General features: G+C 54.7%; 18 protein-coding genes. 13 read left to right on the top strand and 5 right to left on the bottom strand.

All coding sequences use genetic code 11. From position 1 onward, the window contains the following. Nucleotides 1–34 precede the first annotated feature (34 nt). A complete protein-coding gene (locus tag ACM5QY_RS15305; RefSeq protein WP_416121607.1) occupies nucleotides 35–934 on the bottom strand; it encodes a nickel/cobalt efflux protein RcnA in 900 nt (299 codons plus the stop codon). Between the two features lie 121 nt (nucleotides 935–1,055). Between ACM5QY_RS15305 and rcnR the strand changes: the two genes are divergently transcribed. Continuing rightward, nucleotides 1,056–1,328, top strand: a complete 273-nt coding sequence (rcnR, locus tag ACM5QY_RS15300) for a Ni(II)/Co(II)-binding transcriptional repressor RcnR (protein WP_416121606.1) — start codon at nucleotides 1,056–1,058, stop codon at nucleotides 1,326–1,328. A gap of 54 nt (nucleotides 1,329–1,382) precedes the next feature. On the opposite strand, the gene ACM5QY_RS15295 is transcribed toward rcnR, so the two are convergent. Next, nucleotides 1,383–2,801 (bottom strand): NarK family nitrate/nitrite MFS transporter, encoded by a 1,419-nt coding sequence (locus ACM5QY_RS15295; RefSeq protein WP_416121605.1) that lies wholly within the window; start codon nucleotides 2,799–2,801, stop codon nucleotides 1,383–1,385. A gap of 362 nt (nucleotides 2,802–3,163) precedes the next feature. On the opposite strand from ACM5QY_RS15295, the gene narX reads away from it, so the two are divergent. Next, on the top strand, nucleotides 3,164–4,960 hold the full coding sequence (narX, locus tag ACM5QY_RS15290) for a nitrate/nitrite two-component system sensor histidine kinase NarX (protein ID WP_416121604.1): 1,797 nt from the start codon (nucleotides 3,164–3,166) through the stop codon (nucleotides 4,958–4,960). Then, nucleotides 4,957–5,607: a two-component system response regulator NarL gene (narL, locus tag ACM5QY_RS15285; RefSeq protein WP_416121603.1), complete on the top strand. Its 651-nt coding sequence runs from the start codon at nucleotides 4,957–4,959 to the stop codon at nucleotides 5,605–5,607. The genes narX and narL overlap by 4 nt, the downstream gene beginning before the upstream one ends. Before the next feature lie 4 nt (nucleotides 5,608–5,611). Here the strand turns inward: narL and ACM5QY_RS15280 are convergent, their stop codons facing one another. Beyond that, nucleotides 5,612–7,045: a YchO/YchP family invasin gene (locus tag ACM5QY_RS15280; protein ID WP_416121602.1), complete on the bottom strand. Its 1,434-nt coding sequence runs from the start codon at nucleotides 7,043–7,045 to the stop codon at nucleotides 5,612–5,614. Between the two features lie 543 nt (nucleotides 7,046–7,588). On the opposite strand from ACM5QY_RS15280, the gene ACM5QY_RS15275 reads away from it, so the two are divergent. The 3 genes from ACM5QY_RS15275 to ACM5QY_RS15265 are packed head-to-tail and all read left to right on the top strand — an operon-like array spanning nucleotide 7,589 to nucleotide 11,349. Next, nucleotides 7,589–8,338, top strand: coding sequence for a gluconate 2-dehydrogenase subunit 3 family protein (locus ACM5QY_RS15275; protein WP_416121601.1), 750 nt, complete (start codon nucleotides 7,589–7,591; stop codon nucleotides 8,336–8,338). Between the two features lie 15 nt (nucleotides 8,339–8,353). Beyond that, nucleotides 8,354–10,117 carry a GMC family oxidoreductase gene (locus ACM5QY_RS15270; RefSeq protein ID WP_416121600.1) on the top strand — a complete coding sequence of 588 codons (1,764 nt, stop codon included), beginning with the start codon at nucleotides 8,354–8,356 and terminating at the stop codon, nucleotides 10,115–10,117. After that, on the top strand, nucleotides 10,114–11,349 hold the full coding sequence (locus ACM5QY_RS15265) for a c-type cytochrome (protein ID WP_416121599.1): 1,236 nt from the start codon (nucleotides 10,114–10,116) through the stop codon (nucleotides 11,347–11,349). Before ACM5QY_RS15270 ends, ACM5QY_RS15265 begins: the two co-directional genes overlap by 4 nt. Nucleotides 11,350–11,421: 72 nt before the next feature. On the opposite strand, the gene ACM5QY_RS15260 is transcribed toward ACM5QY_RS15265, so the two are convergent. Then, entirely contained in the window at nucleotides 11,422–11,841 is a 420-nt protein-coding gene (locus ACM5QY_RS15260) for a hypothetical protein (RefSeq protein WP_416121598.1), read from the bottom strand. A gap of 366 nt (nucleotides 11,842–12,207) precedes the next feature. Between ACM5QY_RS15260 and rstA the strand changes: the two genes are divergently transcribed. The 6 genes from rstA (at nucleotide 12,208) to ACM5QY_RS15235 (ending at nucleotide 18,164) form a co-directional block, all read left to right on the top strand. After that, on the top strand, nucleotides 12,208–12,939 hold the full coding sequence (rstA, locus tag ACM5QY_RS15255; protein ID WP_416121597.1) for a two-component system response regulator RstA: 732 nt from the start codon (nucleotides 12,208–12,210) through the stop codon (nucleotides 12,937–12,939). Beyond that, on the top strand, nucleotides 12,936–14,261 hold the full coding sequence (gene rstB, locus ACM5QY_RS15250) for a two-component system sensor histidine kinase RstB (protein ID WP_416121596.1): 1,326 nt from the start codon (nucleotides 12,936–12,938) through the stop codon (nucleotides 14,259–14,261). Before rstA ends, rstB begins: the two co-directional genes overlap by 4 nt. A gap of 2 nt (nucleotides 14,262–14,263) precedes the next feature. After that, nucleotides 14,264–15,745, top strand: a complete 1,482-nt coding sequence (locus ACM5QY_RS15245; RefSeq protein WP_416121595.1) for a carboxypeptidase M32 — start codon at nucleotides 14,264–14,266, stop codon at nucleotides 15,743–15,745. A 758-nt stretch (nucleotides 15,746–16,503) separates the two neighbouring features. Continuing rightward, nucleotides 16,504–16,935, top strand: coding sequence for an acid resistance repetitive basic protein Asr (asr, locus tag ACM5QY_RS15240; RefSeq protein WP_416121594.1), 432 nt, complete (start codon nucleotides 16,504–16,506; stop codon nucleotides 16,933–16,935). Nucleotides 16,936–17,051: 116 nt separating this feature from the next. Next, nucleotides 17,052–17,132 (top strand): small membrane protein YdgU, encoded by an 81-nt coding sequence (gene ydgU / locus ACM5QY_RS26510; RefSeq protein WP_455567028.1) that lies wholly within the window; start codon nucleotides 17,052–17,054, stop codon nucleotides 17,130–17,132. Nucleotides 17,133–17,282: 150 nt separating this feature from the next. Further along, a complete protein-coding gene (locus tag ACM5QY_RS15235; protein WP_416121593.1) occupies nucleotides 17,283–18,164 on the top strand; it encodes a trypsin-like serine peptidase in 882 nt (293 codons plus the stop codon). 211 nt (nucleotides 18,165–18,375) lie between these two features. On the opposite strand, the gene hrpA is transcribed toward ACM5QY_RS15235, so the two are convergent. Further along, nucleotides 18,376–22,269: an ATP-dependent RNA helicase HrpA gene (gene hrpA, locus ACM5QY_RS15230; RefSeq protein WP_416121592.1), complete on the bottom strand. Its 3,894-nt coding sequence runs from the start codon at nucleotides 22,267–22,269 to the stop codon at nucleotides 18,376–18,378. A 300-nt stretch (nucleotides 22,270–22,569) separates the two neighbouring features. Between hrpA and ACM5QY_RS15225 the strand changes: the two genes are divergently transcribed. Next, nucleotides 22,570–23,187, top strand: coding sequence for an FMN-dependent NADH-azoreductase (locus ACM5QY_RS15225; protein ID WP_416121591.1), 618 nt, complete (start codon nucleotides 22,570–22,572; stop codon nucleotides 23,185–23,187). Nucleotides 23,188–23,273: the final 86 nt, after the last annotated feature.

Here is a 23,273-nt window from a genome sequence, read left to right as displayed (position 1 = left end):
TAAAGAAAGCCCGGTCGGGCTTTCTTTGTTTTCATCATCCGGTTAATCCTGCCAGCCCGATAAAGGCGTGTACGCCCATATAAATACCCACGATGCCAATCAGTACGCTGGAAAAATACGGTGCGCGGCGGGCGAGCGTATTGAATCCACTCCAGCGTTTCGCGACATGCCGGACACTCACCGCTGCACCGACACCTACGGTCACCAGCGTTAACGCCAGCCCGAGACTGAAACACACCACCAGTGCGGCACCCAGCGCCAGCGCTTTCAGCTGGATGCAGATCAGCAAAACGGTAATCGCCGCCGGACAGGGGATCAGTCCGCCGGTCAGGCCGAAGAACAAAATCTGCCAGTTGGTGACGTCTTTGGTCGCGAACCGCCGGGCGATATCCCCTGCGTGCGCCCTTTCGTGTGCATCCTGATATTCCTGCGCGGCAACGTTGACGCGAAAACCCGTCAGGCTCGCCGGTTTGGCGTGAATAGCGTGAGGCACGCTGGCCGACTGAATAAACCCCTGAGCATGGTCGTGATGGTGATCATGAGAGCCATGACCGTGCGTATGCCCTGCGCCGCTCTGTTGCTGCTTCCAGGCACTTTCACCACGAAATGTCCGCCAGAACATCCACGTCGCCGTGCCCACGATAATCACGGCGGAGACCAGCTGGAGCCAGGGTTCAGCCGATTCAGCGGTAAAACGGTTACTGATGAACATCCCGCCGAATGCAATCAGCCAGACGATCGCGGTATGTGAAACCGTGGCCGCCAGACCGAGCATGACAGCCTGCCGGACGGTGCCTTTGATCGCGATGATAAATGCCGCCATCATCGTTTTCGAATGCCCCGGCTCAAGCCCGTGCAAAGCCCCTAACAATATGGCGCTGGGGATAAATACCCAGGCATTTCCCTGCTGCAATAACGTGGCAAAGTCGTTCATGGTGATCATTCTCGATGAAAGTGGCGCTGGCGATTCTACTCCCCCCCAGTATCAAATACTACCCCCCAGTATACTGAGAATGGTATGCTGACTGCGTATTTACCGTCATCAGGGAGTTCACATGTCACACACAATCCGCGACAAACAGAAGCTGAAAGCGCGTACCAGTAAAATTCAGGGACAGGTTGTGGCATTAAATAAAATGCTGGATGAGCCGCACGAATGCTCGGCGGTGCTGCAACAGATTGCGGCAATCCGCGGCGCGGTCAACGGGCTGATGCGGGAAGTGATCAAAGGCCATCTGACCGATCATCTGGTGCATGAAGAGGATGTGTCTAAGCGTGAGGCCGATCTGGATGTCGTGCTGAATGTGCTGAATGCTTACGTGAAGTAAGTTGCGCCCATGAAAAAAGGGGCCGCAGCCCCTTTCATTAGTGTCTGTCAGTCTTTATTTTCTGTCCTGTTTGGTCGCAAAACCTTTGTTCAGCTTACGCCAGTACACCAGCCAAGTGATCAGCGCACACACCACGTAGAACACCAGGAAGACTTTCATCGCACCCGCCGGTGAACCGGTCAGCGCCAGCGATGTCCCGAAAGCTTTCGGAATGAAGAAGCCGCCGATCGCACCAATTGAAGAGATAAAGCCCAGTGCCGCCGCCGTGTCCGTGACCGCTTCACGCAGCGCTTCGTCGTCGGTTGCCCCGCGCGCTTTCGCCTGATCGGTGGTCAGTTTACGGAAGATCACCGCAATCATCTGGTACGTGGAACCACTTCCCAGACCGGCCGTCAGGAACAGCACCATGAACACGGCGAAGAAGGCCGGGAAATGACCGCCCACACCGCCGACCGGCAGCGTCAGGAACAGCAAACCGGCAAAGACTGCCATCACGATATAGTTGACCAGCGTAACGCGAATACCGCCCAGACGGTCAGAGAGCATACCGCCGCCGGAACGCGCCAGCGCACCCACGAACGGGCCGAAAAACGCGTACTGAATGATATTTACATCCGGAAACTGGGTTTTGGTCAGCATCGCAAAACCGGCGGAGAAGCCGATAAACGAGCCGAACGTCGCCAGATACAGCACGCTCATGATCCACAGGTGACCACGTTTCAGTACCGGCAGTTGCTGGCGGATAGACGCTTTAGACGTCGCCAGATCATTCATGCCAAACCAGGCGGCGATCGTGCCGATGATCAGGAACGGCACCCACACCCACGCGGCGTTTTGCAGCCACATGTCAGCGCCGTTCGCCAGCGTTTGTTTATCGCTGAACGCAGCAAATACGCCGAGGGAAATCACCAGCGGAGCGACCAGCTGCATCACGCTGACGCCCAGATTGCCCAGACCGCCATTAATACCCAGTGCGCCGCCCTGCTTGGATTTCGGGAAGAAGAAGCTGATATTCGACATGCTTGACGCGAAGTTTGCGCCACCGAAACCACACAACAGTGCAATAACCAGGAATGTATTGTAGGACGTACTGACGTCCTGTACCGCAAAGCCCAGCCATGCGCACGGCAGAACCAGGAAGATGGTGCTGAGTGCCGTCCAGCGACGACCGCCAAACAGCGGGATCATGAACGAGTAAGGCACGCGCAGAAGTGCGCCGGAAACCGAAGGGATCGCGGTCAGCATGAACAGCTGATCGGTCGTGAAGTTAAAGCCGACTTTGTTCAGATTGACCGACACCAGACTGAACAGCATCCAGACGCAGAAACCCAGTAACAGACAAGGCACGGAGATCCAGAGATTTCGGCTCGCCACCTTATGCCCGGTTTTTTCCCAAAACGCCGGATCTTCCGGCCGCCAGTCCTGCAACAGACGTGACGGCTTTTCCGTTGATGGAGCAGATGTGTGTGACATAAGTACCTCGTGTAGCAGCGCGTTATTGTTGTAATGACTGAGTTATGCCGCACACACTAGGTAGAGCACCGCCTCCGCATGTTGATGCAAATCAACGCAACGGCGGGTGTAAAAAGGCAAAAAAAAGACCACAAATCCTTTGTGAGTATCCTCCAGCTTTCAGATAAAGTGCTAAGATTCATTGAGTTGGTGAATTAATTACCGTTAAGTTTTTACGGGTATCGCTTGAGTGGAAATAAAGGAGTAATCACAAAGAGGTATAGGGAAACTCCCCCTGATCATAAAAAATGCCACTCCGTCATGAGATTGTTTCAGCTTGACACGGTTTTAACCGCTCCCGACACAGGTCCAGGAATCCAGTTATGTTTAAACGCGCGTTGCCTTCTCTGTCGCTGGTCAGCCAGATCACATTGCTGATGCTGCTGCTCGGCCTGCTGGGCATTGGTGGAATGAGCATGGCGGCCTGGATGGCAGGAAGTATTGAAGGCAACGCCCACGCCATTAACAAAGCCGGTTCGCTGCGTATGCAGAGTTACCGGTTATTGTCCGAAGTGCCGCTGAACGGCAAAAATGCTGCGTATATCCGGCAGATGGACGTCGATCAGAACAGCGCCGATTTATTGCAGGCCGTCGGGCGTGAAAACCTCCAGCCGCAATTTTTTGCCCTGCGCCGTTACTGGCAAACCACGCTGCGCGATCAGGTTCTGGCGGCGAAACATCCGCAGGACGTCTCCGCGAATATGGCGGTGTTTGTCAGCCAGCTGGATACGCTGGTGGCCGAACTTGAACATAAAACCGAATACCATTTGCAGCAGATTGCGCTGATCCAGCGCGGTCTTGTGACCTTCACGCTGATCCTGCTGGCGCTGACCATCTGGTTCCTGCGCCGCCATCTGCTGACGCCGTGGCGCAACCTGCTTTCTCAGGCCAGCGCGATTACCGCCGGTGATTTCACCCGCCGCTATGAACGTAAACGCGTGGCGACCGGCAATGCGCATAACGAGATGGATATTCTCGGTGATTCACTTAACAGCATGTCGGTGGCGCTGGGGGAAATGGTCGATAATCTGGCGCAGCGCGTGGCGGAGAAAACCGCCGATCTGCAACAGAAAAATCAGGTGCTGGATTATCTCTATCGCGTCAGCCGCCAGTTGCACACCAGCGCGCCGCTGGAAACGCGGATGCAGCCGGTACTCAAAGAGCTGCAATCGCTGACGCCACTCAGTGGCGTACAGGTGCGGCAATACGAAAATAACGGCGCGGAAGTGTTTAACGAATTCAGCCAGGCCTCGCCGCGCCAGCCGGTCAGCCCGAAAGTGGGTGATCATGCGGGTGAAACCGGAGAATCCCTGAGCTGGAGCCTGCGCGATGAGCGCGAAAATTACGGCGTTTTGCTGGCGCAACTGCCGCCGGGGCAACATCTTAACGACGATCAGCAACAGCTGGTCAATACGCTGCTTGAGCAGCTCACCAGTACATTAATGCTGGCGCGACAGGCGGAAGATCAGCAGCAGCTGATGCTGATGGAAGAACGTTCGGCCATCGCCCGTGAACTTCACGATTCGCTGGCGCAGTCGCTGTCGTGCCTGAAAATTCAGGTGGCCTGTTTGCAGATGCATCAGGAAAGATTGTGTGAGGAAGATGCGGCGCTGTTACAGCAAATGCGCGAGGAGCTGAGCACCGCGTACCGCCAGCTGCGCGAACTGCTGACCACGTTCCGCCTGACGATTAACACGCCTGGCCTGCGGGCGGCGCTGCAACATACGGTGGATGAATTCTCCCGCCGGATGGGTCTGACGATAGATTTTGATTATGAGATCCCGCCGCGTTCAGTTCCGGCGAATCAGGGCATACATTTGTTACATATCGCCCGCGAGGCGCTGAACAATGCGTATAAACACGCGAAAGCAACGGAAATTTCCCTGTCGCTGCACGCCAGTGAAGGTGAAGGTGAAATCACCATGAGTATCTGTGACAACGGCGAAGGTATTTCCCCTGACGCCGGGCGGCAAAATCATTACGGCCTGATCATCATGCAGGATCGCGCCAGTACATTACACGGCCAATGTCGGGTTGCCCGACGTCCGGACGGCGGCACAGAAGTCACTGTCCGTTTTCGTCCGGAAGCGTTACCCATCAATCCCCAGGAGCAAGTATGAACGACATCACCCCTTCCACCATTTTGCTGATCGACGATCATCCTATGCTGCGTAACGGCGTGAAACAGCTGATCGCCCTCGATGCCAGCCTGCAGGTGATTGGCGAAGCCAGCAACGGCGAACAGGGTGTCGAACTGGCCAAACAGCTCGACCCGGACCTGATTTTGCTGGATCTGAACATGCCCGGCATGAACGGGCTGGATACGCTGGATAAAATGCGTGAAACCTCGCTGTCAGGCCGCGTGGTGGTGTTCAGCGTGTCCAATCATGAAGATGACGTGGTGACAGCGTTAAAACGTGGCGCAGACGGTTATCTGCTCAAAGATATGGAACCGGAAGATTTGCTGACCGCCTTGCACAACGCAGCAGCGGGCAAAATGGTGCTGAGCGAAGCGCTGACGCCGGTGCTGGCGGCAAGTCTGCGTGAAAGCCGTCCAAGCGGCGATCGCGATATTCAGTCCCTGACGCCGCGCGAACGTGACATCATCAAGCTGATTGCCGAAGGGTTGCCGAACAAGATGATTGCCCGCCGCCTGAACATCACCGAAAGCACGGTGAAAGTTCACGTTAAGCATTTGCTGAAAAAGATGAAGCTGAAATCCCGCGTCGAAGCGGCGGTTTGGGTGTTGCAGAGTAACGTAATCTAAACGTTTAGAAATTGAGCCCGGTGTCATCGCCGTATTGCGGTTGCGCCGTCAGCGGTGGGGAAACGGTCAGCGTGATCCAGTTTGAAGTGACTTTCTGCGATTTGCTGTCTTCCACCGTCACGGATAAACGGTAGCTGTTGGTGGCACCCGGCGAACTGTCCCATTGCGGCACAATCACGCTCCAGCCTTCGGGGTTACGGTTATTGGCCGGTGGCGTCAGGCTCAGTGCCTGTGTATCGCCCTGCCAGCTCAGCGCGACCACAGAATTGAGCGCACGCAGTTGCAGTTTCAGCGGCACCGTTTCGCCCGGCTGTAATGACCACGGCGGCGTCGCCAGATACACCGACAGGGTTTTCCGCTGTTTAAACTCCATCACCGGCATGTTATTGCGGTCGACCATTTCAAACCGGCTGCCGCGCAGTGAACGCGCTGCGGCAACATTCTGCGGTGACAACTGCTGATCCAGCGGCACACCCAGACGGTAATTGAGCGTCAGTTTCACCACATCCTGATTATCGCCATCCTGCCCGGCCTGATGTTCTGCCATCACGGTCACCAGCGGTACCGGCGTGTAATTCACCCCGAACGAGACGGCGGAAGGGTTACTCTGGCGCGTACCGTTGCCGAATAAATCCACCTGATTACCGAAATATTGCTCATAACTGAGCGACGCCCCAATCTGGCGGTAAAACGGCAAATACCCTTTGGTGGTGATGTCGTAACCCCGCGCCTGACGCCGCAATTGTACCGATGAGCTGCTGTCTGCGCGGTAAGAGGTGAACGGATGATAGTAGTTAGTGGAAAACCGCAGGTAATCCGTCCAGGCTTCCGCCCCCAAACTTCCGCGCGTCAGCTGATGATCAAAGTCGTTATCGATAAACGCGTTGTAGCCGAGCATCCACGAACCGGTATTAAAACGCTGGCCCAGACCAAAGTTTCCCACGGTGGCGTCTGCGGCGCTTTGCAGGCCAATCTGGCTGTAGACCAGATTATTCTCCGAATTGTACAGCGGACTGAGAAGCTGGCCTGAACTGCCATCCAGATTATGGCCGGTGACATCCAGCGTCGTACTGACCGTACCCAGCGGCGAAAGCAAACTGCTGGTTTCCTTTTGCACCAGTTTGGCGGCCTGGCTGAGGGCGAGATTTTCCGCCTGCAAACGCAGCGGATCGTCGCTGTCCGACGTAGTGGTGCCGAGTTCTTTCAGCGTGGTGGCGAGCTGTTTCTCGGTCGCGCCCGGCGCATTGTCATTTTTAATGTACTGGCTGCCGAGGCTGGGTAAGACATTGGATTGCCGGATGTTTCCGGTATTGAACGCGGACTGTTCATCGCCTGCGGGCAGGAAACCGGAGAGATCGTAGGAAAGCCCCCGTGCGCCGGAAGCAACTTCAGAAGGGTCTGCCGTCAGTGCAGACGCACTTCCAGCATAGAAAGCCAATCCCCCTGCCACGAGCAGAGAGAAGCAGGTTGAGCCCGCATAACGCTTCAATAAATAAGAAAAAAAATCTGTGACCTTTGTCATGCCTTACACATTTTAAACGTAAGGTTTGATCTTACCTGACAGACGACATATTTCAACCGTCATGCCATGAATGGCTAAACAACCCGGGTCAGAAAGGAAATTGATGCCGACGAATTCCCTGCTTAACGTGCGGATAAAATGCACGCGCGTCACAAAAAACCGACTAAAATTACAACATTAAAACCACTTCACACACATTTCATAACATTTTTAACAAATTAACCATTTATCTTTACAGGCCATTTTCATTTATCCTTAGCAGGTTAACGATTATTCCGGTGCCACCCGACTGCTTATGCAGAGCGCGCCTGAATTCAGACCGGCGTTTTTACTGGCAGCCGTCAGGCCGTAAAAAACGCTATTGCACGCGTCCCTCTCCCCTTTTCTTCCGTCCGGAAGACGACGGGATGTGCGCCATTTATAGCGACAACTGGCTACAGAGAAAAACAGGGAACATCAATGAGCAAAAAAACACTGCCCGGCGTCACCCGCCGGCAAATTCTCTCATTCACGGCAGCCTCCGCAGTTTTAGGCGCGGCCAAAGCCGCTAACGCGGTGACGCTCAAAGGAACGCCCGTGTGGAGCCCCTTTGACGCCAGCCCGCCTCCGCAAATTGATATTGATGGCTGGGCGTTCTTTACCGACGCCGAAGCCGCCGCCATGGAAGCCATTGTTGACCGGCTGGTGCCCGCCGACAATCTGAGCGTCGGCGGTAAAGACGCCGGATGTGCGGTGTTTATCGACCGTCAGCTGGCCGGTTTCTACGGCACTTATGCCCGCCTTTACATGGAAGGCCCTTTTCAGGACGGCACGCCGGAACAGGGTGACCAGTCTCCTTTAGTTCCTCAGCAACGCTATCGTCTCGGCCTTGCCGCGCTGGATAAATACAGCCAGTCGCAGCATCAGAAACTGTTCAAAGATCTGCCCGGCGACCAGCAGGACTCAATCCTGTCCGGCCTCGAAAGCGGAAAAATTGCTCTGGATGGGATCGATTCCAAACTGTTCTTCGCCATTGCGCTTAAGAACACCCTGGAAGGTTTCTTCGCTGACCCGATTTATGGCGGAAACCGCAACATGGTGTCGTGGAAAATGCTGGGCTTCCCCGGCGCACGCTACGACTACCGGGAATATGTCGGCAAACATAACCAGAAACTCGATCTGGAACCGCTGAGCATTTCAGGCGGCGACGCGTGGAAAATGAAGAGCTAAGGGCAGAAAACGATTATGGCAAAGAAATTACCCAAAACCGACGTGGTGGTGATCGGGCTCGGCTGGGCCGGCTCGATCATCGCCAATGAACTGTGCGACGAAGGCCTGAACGTGGTGGCTATAGAACGCGGCCCGTGGCGTGATACCGCGCGCGATTTCAACGTGGCCACCGCTGCCGACGAACTGCGTTACAACTCCCGTCAGGAACTGATGTTACGCACGCGTCAGAACACCATTACCATCCGTAATAACCTGGCGCAAACCGCATTACCGATGCGCGAATGGGGCTCGTTCCATCCGGGCAACGGCACCGGCGGCGCGGGCAACCACTGGGCGGGGATTACCTTCCGCTTCCAGCCGGACGAGTTCCGCCTGAAAAGCCATCTGACCGAACGTTACGGCGCGAAAGCCATTCCTGAAGAACTGGTTCTGCAAGACTGGGGAACCGACTGGGAAGAGATGGAACCGCATTACGCCTCATTTGAACGCATCGCCGGGGTTTCCGGCAAGGCCAGCAACGTGAACGGCGAGCACCGTGACGGCGGCAACCCGTATGAAGGTATGCGCTCGATTGAATATCCGACCCGCCCGATGGATCAGCCATACGGCCCGACGCTGTTTGCTGAAGCGGCGCGCAACATGGGATACAAAGCGTTCCCGGTGCCCTCTTCGCTGATTTCCGAGCCTTATACCAATCCGCTCGGCGTCAAAATGGGGCCGTGTACGTTCTGCGGTTTCTGCACCAACTACGGCTGCGCCAACTACTCCAAAGCCAGCGCCATTACCACCGTGTTACCGGCGCTGATCCGCAAAGAGAATTTCGAAGCCCGCACCAACTGTGAAGTGATGCAGGTGCTGAAAGATTCCACCGGCAAACGCGCGACCGGCGTGGTGTACATCGATTCTTCCGGCGACGAATGGGAACAGCCCGCCGATCTGGTGATCGTCAGCGCCTTTACCTTCGAAAACGTCCGTCTGATGCTGCTTTCCGGCATCGGTAAGCCTTACGATCCGGTCACGTTAGAAGGTACCACCGGCCGAAATTATGCCTATCAGACGGCCAACGGTGTCCAGTTGTTCTTCGATGATAAGAACTTCAACCCGTTCATCGGCGCAGGCGCGGTCGGAATGGGTATCGATGATTTTAATAACGACAACTTTGACCACAGCGGCCTCGGATTCTTTGGCGGCGGCAGCATCCGCGTAACGCCGATTGGTGGCGCACCGATCGGCTACCGCCCTGTTCCGCCGGGCACGCCGAAATGGGGCTCTGAGTGGAAAAAAGCCACCGTCGCCAACTACCTGAGTTCGATGTCCATCGGCTGTGAGGCTAGCAGTTACACCACCAAAACCAACTATCTGTCGCTCGATCCGAACTACAAAGACCGCCTCGGTCGGCCGCTGCTGCGCGTTACGTTCGACTTCCCGGAAAACGACCTGAAAATGGCGGCGTATTGCACCGGTAAAGTGGCCGATATCGCCAGAGCCATGAACCCCCGTCAGCTGGTTGCCAACCCGATGAAAGGCCACTGGAACGGCACGCCGTATCAGTCTTCCCACGTCGTCGGCGGATTTGTGATGGGTGCCGATCCGTCTAACAGTTCCGTAAACAAACACCTGCAAGTCTGGGACGTGCCGAACCTGTTTGTAGTCGGCGCGTCTGCCTTCCCGCAAAACCCCGGTTACAACCCGACCGGCACCGTCGGCGCACTGGCGTTCAAGGCCGCCCATGCGATCCGTAATTATTACCTGAAAAAACCGGGAGAGATGATCGCATGAAAAAGTTAACGTCATTCTCACTCGGCTTGCTGGCACTGAGCATGTCCGGCCTGGTTCACGCCGCCGGTGACGGCTCTTTCGAGCAGGTTGAACGCGGCCGCTATCTGGCCACCGTCGGCGACTGCGCCGCCTGTCATACCGCTTCCACGCCGGATGCCAAACCCTTCGCCGGGGGCGTGCCGATTGAAACACCGTTTGGCCGTTTAGTCGGCGCCAACATTACGCCGGATGCTGAAACGGGTATCGGCAAATGGTCATTTGACGACTTCCAGCGCGCGATGTCCGAAGGCGTGGGCCACGGCGGCAAACGTCTGTACGGCGCGATGCCGTTCACGGCGTACACCAAAGTGACCCGCGAAGATAACGCCGCCATCTGGGCGTATCTGCAAACGCTGCAACCGGTACATCACGAAGTGGAAACCAACCAGCTTCCGTTCCCGTTCAACGTCCGCGCCAGCCTGATGGGGTGGAACTGGCTGAACTTCAAAAAAGGCGAATTTAAACCGCAGATGGATAAATCCGCAGAATGGAATCGCGGGGCATACATTGTGGAAGGTCTGGGGCACTGCGGCACCTGCCATACGCCAAAAAATATGATTGGCGGCGACAAAGACAGTGAGTTCCTGCAAGGCGCGGTGGTGGAAAACTGGGTCGCGCCGGACATCACCCGCAACAAACACACCGGTATCGGCAACTGGACACAGGAAGATCTGATGCAATATCTGAAAACCGGTTCTAACCGGTTCGATATTGCCTCCGGCCCGATGGCGGAAGAAGTGACGAATTCGTCGCAGCACTGGACGGATGCGGATCTCAACGCCGTGGCGGTTTACCTGAAAGACAGCGGACATGACAGCGGCAACACCGCGCCTGCCCCGGTGAAAGCCGAAGACAGCGCGATGGTGGCCGGTAAACATCTCTACGCCGACCGCTGTTCTGCCTGCCACACGCCATCCGGCATGGGCCAGGAAGGGTTGTTCCCGCGTCTCGCCGATTCCGCGCTGATCAACCAGCCCAATGCGACATCCCTGATCCGCGTTGTGCTGGCGGGCAGCCGGCCGGTCGCCACCGACAGCAAACCGACCGCGCCGTCAATGCCGTCATTTGATGCCAACATGAGTGACGCGGACGTGGCGAACGTGCTGACCTACATCCGTAACAGCTGGGGAAATGCCGCCGCACCTGTGTCGGCAAGCGATGTGAAAGATTTACGCGCAGAGCTGAAGAAATAACCGGACGCCAGATGTGACAAAGGCCGCGAAAGCGGCCTTTTTTCTTACAGACGATCAAAACACAGAGGACGATCAGTGCTGAGAAGGCATCTGCATAATCTGCACGAGCAAATGATCGTTATTCTGGCTCAACTGCACCAGGTGTTTGCATTCCACTTTGATGGCGGTGAGCTGGTCGTCAGTCAGCGAGTACGGCAGATTGATATCCATGCTGTACATGCCTTGCTGCTCCGCCAGTTCAATCAGCCGGACGATATTCGTTTCGTCGCTGACCTGCGTGGACACCACCTGCAAAGCCAGCGCGCGCAAGGCTTCCTGCTTCGATTTATCTTTTTTCGAACGGGATTTCAGAACCATGCCGAAAAACGGCATCACGCCATAAATAGCGTCGACAAAACTCCATTTCTTTTTGCAGGATGCGGACAAATATTCCATGTAGTCAAAGGACGCTTTTTGACTGCGCGCATCGGGTACCAGGCGATTTTCATTCATCCCCGTTTCCTCTTCCTGGTCAGGGCCTGTTCATTTGAACGTCTGTACAGAACGTGCGAAGGTGTGCTCAGTGCTCTACCTGCTAACAGAGAATCTGCCGACAGATAGATAATGCAGATCAATTTATGAAGCTAAAGTTATTCACCTGTATAATGGCATAATTCAACAACACTTTGCCAGTCGGTTCAGGCGCTTTCCATCACTGAAACGCACTTTGCTGGCATTTCAGAATTTAGCCAAAGTATTTAGCGGATAGGAAATTTATGCCGCAAAACTGTCACGTTCTATTTCTATTACGCTACCGCGATGGCGTCAGAAGACGGGTCACGCTATGCTACTCACCGGATTTCTTATAACAGCAAGCCAATGAATAGAATCGTTTTTGTAGAAGATGATGCAGAAGTCGGCAACCTGATCGCCGCCTATCTGGGTAAACATGATATCGAAGTGCTGGTCGAGCCCCGTGGTGATACAGCGCAAGCGCGTATTGAGAAAGAAAAACCCGATCTTATCCTGCTGGACATCATGTTGCCGGGTAAAGATGGCATGACGCTGTGCCGCGATTTGCGCCCTATTTTCCCCGGCCCGATCGTGCTGCTCACCTCGCTCGACAGCGACATGAACCACATTTTGTCGCTCGAAATGGGCGCCAGCGATTACATCCTGAAAACCACGCCGCCGGCCGTTTTACTGGCACGTTTACGTCTGCATCTGCGCCAGAGCCCGGTGCAATCCGCGCAAAGCGAACAACCGGTTCAGACGCTGAAAAGCGGTAATGCCCTGCACTTCGGCCAGCTGTGCATTGACCCGGTGAACCGCGAAGTCACGCTGGTGGATGAAACCATTGTGCTCTCCACGTCCGACTTTGATTTGCTGTGGGAACTGGCGACACACGCGGGCCGCATTATGGATCGCGAAGCATTGCTGAAAAACCTGCGTGGCGTGAGCTACGACGGGCTGGACCGCAGCATTGATGTGGCGATTTCACGCCTGCGCAAGAAACTCTACGACAACACTCTCGAACCTTTCCGCATCAAAACCGTGCGCAATAAAGGTTATTTGTTTGCCCCGAACGCCTGGGAGTCTCTACAGGAATGAGAAAGCTTTTCGTCCAGTTCTTTCTGTTACTGCTGGTCTGTTTCCTGGTGATGGCGATGCTGGTCGGCCTGGTGTACAAAGTCACCGCCGAGCGCACGGGCCGTCAGTCTATGAATGACCTGATGAAAAGCTCGCTTTACCTGATGCGCAGTGAGCTCAGGGAAATTCCGATTAAAGACTGGAACAAAACCATCAATACGCTGGATCTGAACCTGTCTTTCAAACTTCACATCGAACCGCTCGGCAAGCGCAAACTCAGCCCGGCGCTGGATCAACGCCTGAAAGACGGCGAAATCATCGCCCTCGACGACGAATACACCTTTATCCAGCGTGTTCCGCGCAGCCATTACGTGCTGGTTGTCGGCCCGATCCCGTATCTGTTTTACATGCACGAAATGCGGCTGCTCGATTTGGGATTACTGATTTTTATCGGCCTGTCTCTCGCGCTGCCGGTTTTCCTGTGGATGCGTCCGCACTGGCAGGATTTGCTGCGGCTGGAAAACTCCGCGCTGCGCCTGGGTAACGGCCATCTCGACGAACGCATCGATTTTGATTCGACCTCCAGCCTCAACCGGCTGGGCGTGGCGTTTAACCAGATGGCGGACAACATCAGCACGCTGGTCGCCAGCAAAAAACAGCTGATCGACGGCATCGCCCACGAACTGCGCACGCCGCTGGTGCGCCTGCGGTACCGGCTGGCCATCAGCGAGAACCTGCCGGAATCCGAGCAAAATGCCATTAACCGCGATATCGGGCAGCTCGAAGCATTGATTGACGAACTGCTCACCTATGCGCGGCTGGATCGTCCGCAGGTGGCGTTGCATCTGGAAAAAGTGAATCTGGCGCGCTGGCTCGAAGACAAGGTGGATGATTTCCGCCTGATCAATGCGGAGCGCGCTATCCTTTATCAGGCACCGGAAAACCTCGATTTCGGCGGCGTCGATTTGCGGCTGATGGAGCGTGTGCTCGACAATCTGGTCAACAACGGCCTGCGTTATTCTCAGGAAATGCTGCGCATCAGCCTGTGGCTTGACGGCGAAATGGCTCACCTGCAAGTCGAAGACGACGGCCCCGGCATTCCTGAAGAAGAACGTGCGCGAATATTCGAACCCTTTGTCCGCCTCGACCCGAGTCGCGACCGCGCAACCGGTGGCTGCGGGCTCGGGCTGGCTATCGTCCATTCCATTGCCGTGGCGTATCAGGGGCGGATTGCGGTTGAAAGCAGTTCACTCGGCGGAGCCAGTATGCGTTTCAGCTGGCCGGTAAAACCCCTATTCAATCTGGCTGTTGAACAGCCTGACCAAAACCAGGAAGGGAGCTAATAATGACCATCGCATATAAAAAATTACATGACACCTTCGCCCGTTTATCCCGTTTCGGCCATTTATCGGCGATTGCAGGTTGGGATGCAGCGGCCATGATGCCTCCGCAAGGTGGCCAGGCGCGCTCCGAAGCGCTGGCCGAACTGAACGTGCTGACCCATCAGATCCTCACCGCGAAACAGGTCGGTGAATGGCTGGAACAGGCCGGCGGCGAGCAGCTTAATGATGTGGAACAGGCGAACCTGCGTGAAATGCGTCGTCATTATCAGCAGGCCGCGCTGCTGCCGGAAAGCCTGGTGCAGGCAAAATCACTGGCCGGTGCGCGATGCGAACAGGCATGGCGTATTCAGCGTAAATCCAACGACTGGGAAGGTTTCTCCGATAACCTGAAAGAAGTGGTGAAACTCAGCCGTGAAGAAGCCAAACTGCGCGCCGAAGCCGCCGGTATCAGCCGTTACGACGCCCTCCTCGATTTGTACGAACCGGGTATGACATCGCAGAAACTCGACGTTCTGTTCGGCGATCTGAAAACCTGGCTGCCAGATCTCCTGCAAACCGTGGTGGAAAAGCAAAAATCTGAATCACGCATTGCGCCGCAAGGCCCGTTCGACATTGAAAAACAGCGCCAGCTCGGCCTGAAAGTGATGGATCGCCTGGGCTTTAATTTCGATGCCGGTCGTCTGGATGTCAGTGCGCACCCGTTCTGCGGCGGTGTTCCGCAAGACGTGCGTATCACCACGCGTTACAACGAAGATGAATTCCTCAGCGCCATGATGGGCGTTATCCACGAAACGGGTCATGCGCGGTATGAGCAAAACCTGCCCAAAGAGTGGCTGGGTCAGCCGGTTTCCAACGCACGTTCCATGGGCGTTCACGAATCGCAAAGCCTGTTGTTTGAAATGCAACTGGGTTGCAGCGAACCGTTCCTGAAATCGGTGTATCCGCTGGTTATCGGGCAGTTCGGTCAGCGTCCGGGCTTAGATGAAAGCAATTTCATCAAGCTGAACCAGCGCGTCCAGCCGGGCTTTATCCGCGTTGACGCCGATGAACTCAGCTATCCTGCGCACGTCATCCTGCGTTATGAAATCGAAAAAGCGCTGATGGAAGGCGAAATTGAAGTCGATGACATTCCGGCCTTGTGGAACAGCAAGATGAAGGAATATCTGGGTATCGATACCGTGGGGAATTACCGCGACGGTTGTATGCAGGATATCCACTGGACAGACGGCGGTTTCGGTTACTTCCCGACGTACACGCTGGGCGCGATGTACGCCGCGCAGCTGTTCCAGTTCGCCAACAAAGCGATCCCGACCTTGCAGGAAGATATCGCCCGAGGCGACCTGACGGCGTTGTTCCAGTGGTTGCAGCAGAATATCTGGCAGCACGGGAGCCGTTTTACCACTGACCAGTTGATGGCGAATGCAACCGGGGAGACATTGAACCCGGGGTTCTTCAGGGCACACCTGGAGGGGAGATACCTGTAAGGTGACAGCCTGGCATTGAATTCAAATTCAAGACCTTGGGTTGCCACCCAAACTGGCCTTAAGAGGCGCCTGTCGCCGCGCCTCTTAAGAATCTCCGGCTCTTTCACTGCGCGCTGCCGCTCGCTGGCTACGTTTCAGGTACCACAGCTATTGCCGCAAACTCCGCCGCTGCGCGGTACTTTCGCTTCGGATTCGAACCTGCTCGAAAAAAGACTCTCACCGTTTCTCACTCCTCACTCAACGTCGTTTTGAAAGCGGCCAATGACTATGTAATTCGGAAGATACATGCTGGCTGGATTTTGAATTTAAAAATCCTCCAGCCGCTTTCAGAAAGCTTGCCGTGCGAAGTGTTTCGAGACCCAAGGCTCGAAACCGAGAAAGGGAACCGCGCAGCGGTAAGTTTTCGCGGCAATAGCTGTGGTACCTGAAACGTAGCCAGCGAGCGGTAGCGCGTGTTGAAAAAGCGTGGGGAAATCCAAAAGGGGAAACGCTTTTCCCCTTTTGGTCGGTTTCGGCGCGAGCCGCTGAGTGATAACTGTTATTGAAAAACCGAAACTTTCTCGATCCAAAAAATGTTAAGCCGCCAGTGCTGCGGAACCAGCGCATAACTCACTGATTTCCCAGAAATCCCCCCTTTGTACATTCCGTTACACGCCGAAACCAATCACTCACGGACTTTGTGATTGAACCCGCCTAGTATTCTTCATACCGGCCCCGCAGTGGGGTGGACACTTAAACGAAATTCTGAGGAATTAAAGATGAAAAAAGTATTAGCTCTGGTTGTTGCCGCTGCAATGGGTCTGTCTTCTGTCGCTTTCGCTGCTGAAACGACTGCAACTCCAGCACCAGCTGCTGCTGCAACGACTACTGCTGCTCCAGCGCCTGCTGCCAAGCACGTTGCTAAGCACAAGACTCATAAGAAAGTAGCTCAGAAAGCTCAGGCTGCTAAAAAACACGTGAAACACGCTAAAAAAGCTGCTCCGGTAGCTCAGAAAGCGCAGGCTGCTAAAAAACACGTAAAACACGCTAAGAAAGCTGCTCCGGTAGCTCAGAAAGCGCAGGCTGCTAAAAAACACGTGAAACATGCTAAGAAAGCGGCTCCGGTAGCTCAGAAAGCTCAGGCTGCTAAAAAACACGTGAAACATGCTAAGAAAGCTGCTCCAGCTGCAAAAGCAACACCAGCAGCATAAGTCGTAAAGAAGTCTCTGTGAGCGTATCTACTCACCATTATCAAGACTGATGATTCAACACCCGGTTCGCCGGGTGTTTTTTTCTCCAGTTCTCTATCTTGAGGTACTGATGGAAGATGCTGCGCCGCTACCTGTTCGAAATCACCCTGTGCTCTCTGATCCTCTGCGGTCTGATCACCCTGTTCTTCTACTTCTGATGTTGTCATGAAGTACCCTGAGATAGCGCCCGCTATCTGCTCAAAAGATTGAGTTATCAGACAAATATATTCACCACGAAAGATAACCGTCTATAATCGTTCCATAATAACTGGTTCACGGGTTCTCCCTGTTTTCAAGGTCAGAATGTTATGCGCATCGCATTACCGCTGTTTTTGTGCTTTTTCTGTTTTACCGCCAGCCCTCTCGTGCATGCAGATTCTCCGGATGATGCAGATAGCGACGCCCCTGCTATCAGCCTTAAAGAAAAAACTGCCCTGTTCTTCGGACACGATCAGCGCACTCCCGTTGCCGCCGCCGCACACTGGCCATGGCAGGCGATTGGACAGATAGAAACGGAAAGTGGCAATCTCTGTACCGCAACGTTGATTTCTAAACATCTGGTTCTCACCGCAGGCCACTGTGTTCTGGCACCGCCGGGGAAAATTGACAAAGTGATCGCCCTGCGCTTCATTTCTCATAATCAGAAATGGCGTTACCAGATCACCGCTTTACAAACATTGGTTGACCCGAAACTGGGCAAGAAACTGAAAGCCGACGGCGAGGGCTGGATTGTGCCGCCGAAAGCCGCACCGTTTGATTTCGCGCTGATCCGTCTGACAGACGAAAATATCGCTTTGCCCATCAAGCCGTTGCCATTGTGGGAGGGTTCGCGTGATGACCTGACCGCCGTGCTGAAACAGGAAGGCAGAAAAGTCACTCAGGCCGGATACCCTGAAGATCATCTGGATGATTTGTATGTTCATCAGGATTGTCAGATTACCGGCTGGGCACAGCCTGGCGTACTTTCTCACCGTTGCGATACGCTGCCGGGCGACAGCGGTTCTCCGTTGCTAATTAAAAATGCACAAGGCTGGTCGTTAATTGCGATTCAAAGTTCGGCCCCGGCCGCGCAGGATCGCTATCTGGCTGACAACCGCGCGCTGGCCGTTCCGGCAATTCGTGACGCTCTGAGCACATTGTCTTCCGGTGTGATCAGCGCAAGTTCTCCGGCAACCCCTGCCGCGCAATAATCTCCTGCCCCTGAAAACGAAAAAGGTCGCTGAAAAGCGACCTTTTTGACTATCTGACTGGTCTAATCACTTAAATACCGTGCTATTTATGCAGCTAACTGGCGAATCAGATTTTTACCCAGACGCTATGATGTTTCTGTTCTGCCCTAACAAGGTTTTCGAATACTGATGTCGTCTTGCCCGCACTGGTTGCGGGCTTTTTTTTCGCCTGTTAATTACTGACCAGTTGTTCCATGGTTTGCAAAATTCGTTTATCCGAAATCGGGTAAGGCGTGCCGAGTTGCTGGGCGAAATAGCTGACACGCAGCTCCTCAATCATCCAGCGAACTTCTTTCACTTCCTCACTTTGCTGGCGAACCGGCGGCAGCTTATTCAGCCATTGTTGCCACTGCTGCTGGATGTTTTCCACTTTTAGCATCTGTGCGCGGTCGCGGTGAGCATCCATCGCCAGTTTGTCCATCCGCCGTTCGATGGCCTGCAAATAACGCAACGTATCCGGCAGACGTTTCCAGCCGTTTTGCGTCACAAATCCGCGATAAATCAGGCCAGACATCTGCGATTTAATATCAGAAAGCGCCAGTGCCATCGAGATATCAATGCGCCCTTTCAGCCGTTTATTGATGTTAAAGACCGTCGTCAGGATCTGCTCCACCTGAATGGCGATTTGCACCACGGTATCATTCAGATTGGCGCGCACATGCTCATGGAGTTTCGCGAAATCCTCTTCACGCCACACCAGCCCGCCGGATTCCGCGATCAGCTTATCGATACCGCAGGAAATACAGTCGTCGATCAGATCCAGCACTTTGCCGTAAGGGTTGAAATACAGCCCCAGTTTGGCTTTGTTCGGCAGCTTTTCATGCAGGTATTTCACCGGCGAAGGAATGTTCAGCAGCAGTAAACGACGCATCCCGCTCAGCATCGCCTGTTGCTGTTCCAGTTCGCTGTCAAACAGGCGGATGGCCACGCTGTCTTTTTCATCGACAATCGCCGGATACGCTTTCACTTCATAACCGCCGCGCTTTTGCTCGTAGCGTTCCGGCAGTGTGCCGAAACTCCAGACATGCAAATCGCGCTGTTCGATACCGTCATCGGCAACCGCAGAAAGCGTCTGCTGAACCTGCTCTTTCAGGCCGGTTTTCAGCGCTGTCAGATCCTTGCTTTCGCGCAGTGTTTTGTTTTTCTCATCAACAATGCGGAACGTCATTTTGAGATGATCGGGCACCTGATCAAGATGCCAGTCTTCACGGTCAATGGTCACGCCGCTCATCTTGCGCAGCTCTTTTTCCATCGCATCAAGCAGCGGCATTTCGAACGGTTTAAGGCGTCCGAGCAGTGCGTCCGCATAGTTTGGCGCAGGCACAAAGTTACGGCGAACCGGTTTTGGCAATGACTTGATCAGCGCCATAATCAGCTCGCGACGAATGCCGGGGATCTGCCAGTCAAAGCCTTCCTCGCTCACCTGATTGAGCAGCGGCAGCGGAATATGCACCGTCACGCCATCGGCGTCAGTGCCCGGCTCAAACTGATAGGTCACGCGCAGTTTGAGATTGCCCTGATGCCAGAAATTCGGGTAATCGTGGGCGCTGATGTTGCCCGCGCCCTCTTTGATCAGCATACTTTTTTCGAAATTCAGGCTGTCCTGCGGCTGTTTTTTCCACCATGTATCAAAGTGCTTCGCCGACACCACTTCCTGCCCGATGCGCTGTTCGTAGAACAGGAACAGCGTCTCGTCATCGACCAGAATATCGCGACGACGTGATTTGTGCTCCAGCTCCTCAACTTCGGTGCGCAGGCGCAAATTGGCGAGGAAAAACGCATGGCGCGTCTGCCAGTCGCCTTCCACCAGCGCGTGGCGGATAAACAGTTCTCGTGACACCACCGGATCGATCGTGCCGTAATTTACACGACGCGCGGCCACAATCGGCAGGCCGTACAGCGTGACTTTTTCCGTCGCCATCACCGCGCCCTGTGCTTTTTCCCAGTGCGGCTCGCTGTAACTGCTTTTCGCCAGATGTTGCGCCAGCGGCTCAATCCATTCCGGCTCGATGCGGGCGGCAATGCGCCCCCACAGGCGGCTGGTTTCAACCAGCTCCGCGACCATCACCCATTTTGGCGGCTTTTTGAATAAACCGGAGCCGGGGAACACCGCGAAACGGGCGTTACGCGCGCCGGTATACTCCTGTTTGTCCGCATCTTTCTGCCCGATATGCGACAGCAAACCGGTCAGCAACGCGCAATGCACTTCGCGGTATTCCGCCGGTTCGCTGTTGACCGGCAGCCCGAGCTCTTTTACCACCTGACGCAGCTGAGTGTAGATATCCTGCCACTCACGCACGCGCAGATAATTGAGGAAATCACTGCGGCAGAGTTTGCGGAACTGCGCCGAAGACAGCTCTTTTTGCTGCACCTTCAGGTAATCCCATAAATTCACGAACGCCAGGAAATCAGAATCTTTATCCGCAAAACGACGGTGTTTTTCGTCAGACGCCTGCTGTTTGTCCACAGGACGCTCACGCGGATCCTGAATCGACAGCGCGGCGGTGATGATCATCGCTTCGCGCACACAGCCATTTTTCTGCGCTTCCAGCACCATACGTGCCAGACGTGGATCGACCGGCAACTGCGCCAGCTGGCGGCCCAGCGGCGTCAGCGAGTAACGGCCATCGACCGCATTATTGATGGCGTTCAGCTCTTCGAGCAGACGCACGCCGTCCTGAATATTGCGATTATCGGGCGCTTCCACAAACGGGAATGCCGCGATATCGCCCAGCCCCAGCGACGTCATTTGCAAAATAACGGAAGCCAGGTTGGTACGCAGAATTTCAGGGTCGGTAAATTCAGGGCGCGACAGGAAATCCTGCTCCGAATACAGACGGATACAGATACCTTCGGAAACGCGTCCGCAACGGCCTTTTCGCTGGTTGGCAGACGCCTGCGAAACCGGCTCGATCGGCAGACGCTGCACTTTGGTGCGGAAACTGTAACGGCTGATACGCGCGGTGCCGGGGTCAATGACATATTTGATACCCGGCACGGTCAGCGAGGTTTCTGCCACGTTGGTCGCCAGCACGATACGGCGACCGGCGTGCGACTGGAACACCCGATTTTGTTCGCTGTTCGACAACCGCGCGTACAACGGCAGGATCTCGGTATGCGGCAAATCCAGACGGTGCAGCGCATCGGCGGTATCGCGGATCTCACGCTCACCGCTCATGAAGATCAGGATGTCGCCCATGCTTTCGCGACCCAGTTCATCTACGGCGTCGAAAATTGCCTGCAACTGGTCGCGGTCAACGTCGTCCGCCTCATCCACAATCGGGCGATAACGCACGTCAACCGGATACGTGCGGCCGGAAACTTCAATGATCGGTGCATTATTAAAGTGACGGGAGAACCGCTGCGGATCGATGGTCGCGGATGTAATAATGACTTTCAGATCCGGGCGTTTCGGCAGCAACTGGCGCAGATAACCGAGAATAAAGTCGATGTTCAGACTGCGTTCGTGGGCTTCATCGATGATCAGCGTGTCGTACTGCATCAGCATGCGATCCTGCTGGATCTCTGCCAGCAGGATACCGTCGGTCATCAGCTTGACCAGCGTGTTATCGCTGACCTGATCGTTAAAGCGGACTTTATAGCCGACGGTATTGCCGAGCGTGGTGTCCAGCTCATCGGCAATACGGTTGGCGACAGTACGTGCCGCAAGACGTCGTGGCTGTGTATGGCCGATCACCCCTTTAATGCCGCGCCCCAGTTCCATGCAGATTTTCGGGATCTGCGTGGTTTTACCGGAACCGGTCTCACCGGCGACAATCACCACCTGGTGGTCGCGGATAGCCTTAAAGATGTCATCTTTTTTCTGGCTGACCGGCAGATTTTCCGGATAGCTGATTTTTGGCCGTGACGCTTCACGGGCGGTGACTTTCTTCAGGCTTTCGGTGATGGCGTTCTGAAACTCAGCCGTTAAAGCTTCAACGGCCTGAGGGTTAGTGTTCTGATCAAAAGTCTTTTTGGCACCCTGCAAACGACGTTGCAGGCGTTGCCGGTCACGTAGCATCAGCCCGTCTAACTGCGCTGATAATGCCGCGAGCGGTGATTTCACGTTCGATATTCCTTGTTGCAAGTCAGCGGACTGAATGAGCAAAGCATCCGTCATCTGAATGAGAAATGATTTGAGGCGGGTTCATACGAGCCTGTTTGCCAATATGTTAACACAAGCGATTGAGGATGAAGAAAGTTCGACGTTTTTAGCCTTTCGTGTCTTGTTCAAAAATACTGAACGGAGGTCTCGAAATATTGCGCTATCACTGAATAAGCTTTGTGAATAAAGTAAGTTCCATTCCGGGGATGTTCTGGTTATAAAACCTGCTCCCCTATGTTCACACAGTTAAGGAACTCATTAATGAGCAAAGTACTCGTTCTGAAATCAAGCATTCTGGCTAACTTCTCTCAGTCTAACCAACTGGCCGATTACCTGGTTGCACAGTATCAGGCCGCCAACAGCGGTTCTGACGTAACTGTCCGTGATCTGGCTGCTGACCCAATTCCTGTCCTGGATGGCGAACTGGTTGGCGCGCTGCGTCCATCAGATGCTCCGCTGTCTCCACGTCAGGAAGAAGCACTGGCGCTGTCCAACACTCTGATTGAAGAACTGCAGGCGCATGACGTGATCGTTATCGCGGCCCCGATGTACAACTTCAACATCCCGACTCAGCTGAAAAACTATTTTGACCTGGTTGCTCGTGCTGGCGTGACCTTCAAATACACCGAGAAAGGCCCTGAAGGTCTGGTGAAAGGCAAACGTGTTATCGTTCTGACCAGCCGTGGTGGCATCCATAAAGACACCCCAACCGATCTGGTTGCGCCATACCTGTCTCTGTTCCTGGGCTTCCTGGGCATGAGCGACGTAGAATTCGTTTACGCGGAAGGGATTGCTTACGGCCCGGAAGTGGCGACCAAAGCACAAATCGACGCGAAAGCCGCCATCGATGCAGCAATTAAAGAACTGGCTGCTGCATAACATCTGTTATCACAATCTGAGCCCTCATTCACTTTAGAATCTTCAGACCCGCTCAGATGATGTTGTGATAAAGCTCTTGCGCGCTG

Origin of the sequence: Rahnella sp. PCH160, assembly GCF_047784855.1 — a bacterium.
In the GTDB taxonomy this organism is placed as follows: Bacteria; Pseudomonadota; Gammaproteobacteria; order Enterobacterales; family Enterobacteriaceae; genus Rahnella.
The sequence above is the reverse complement of the archived record's forward strand: the minus strand, read 5'-3'. Positions and strand labels throughout refer to the sequence as shown.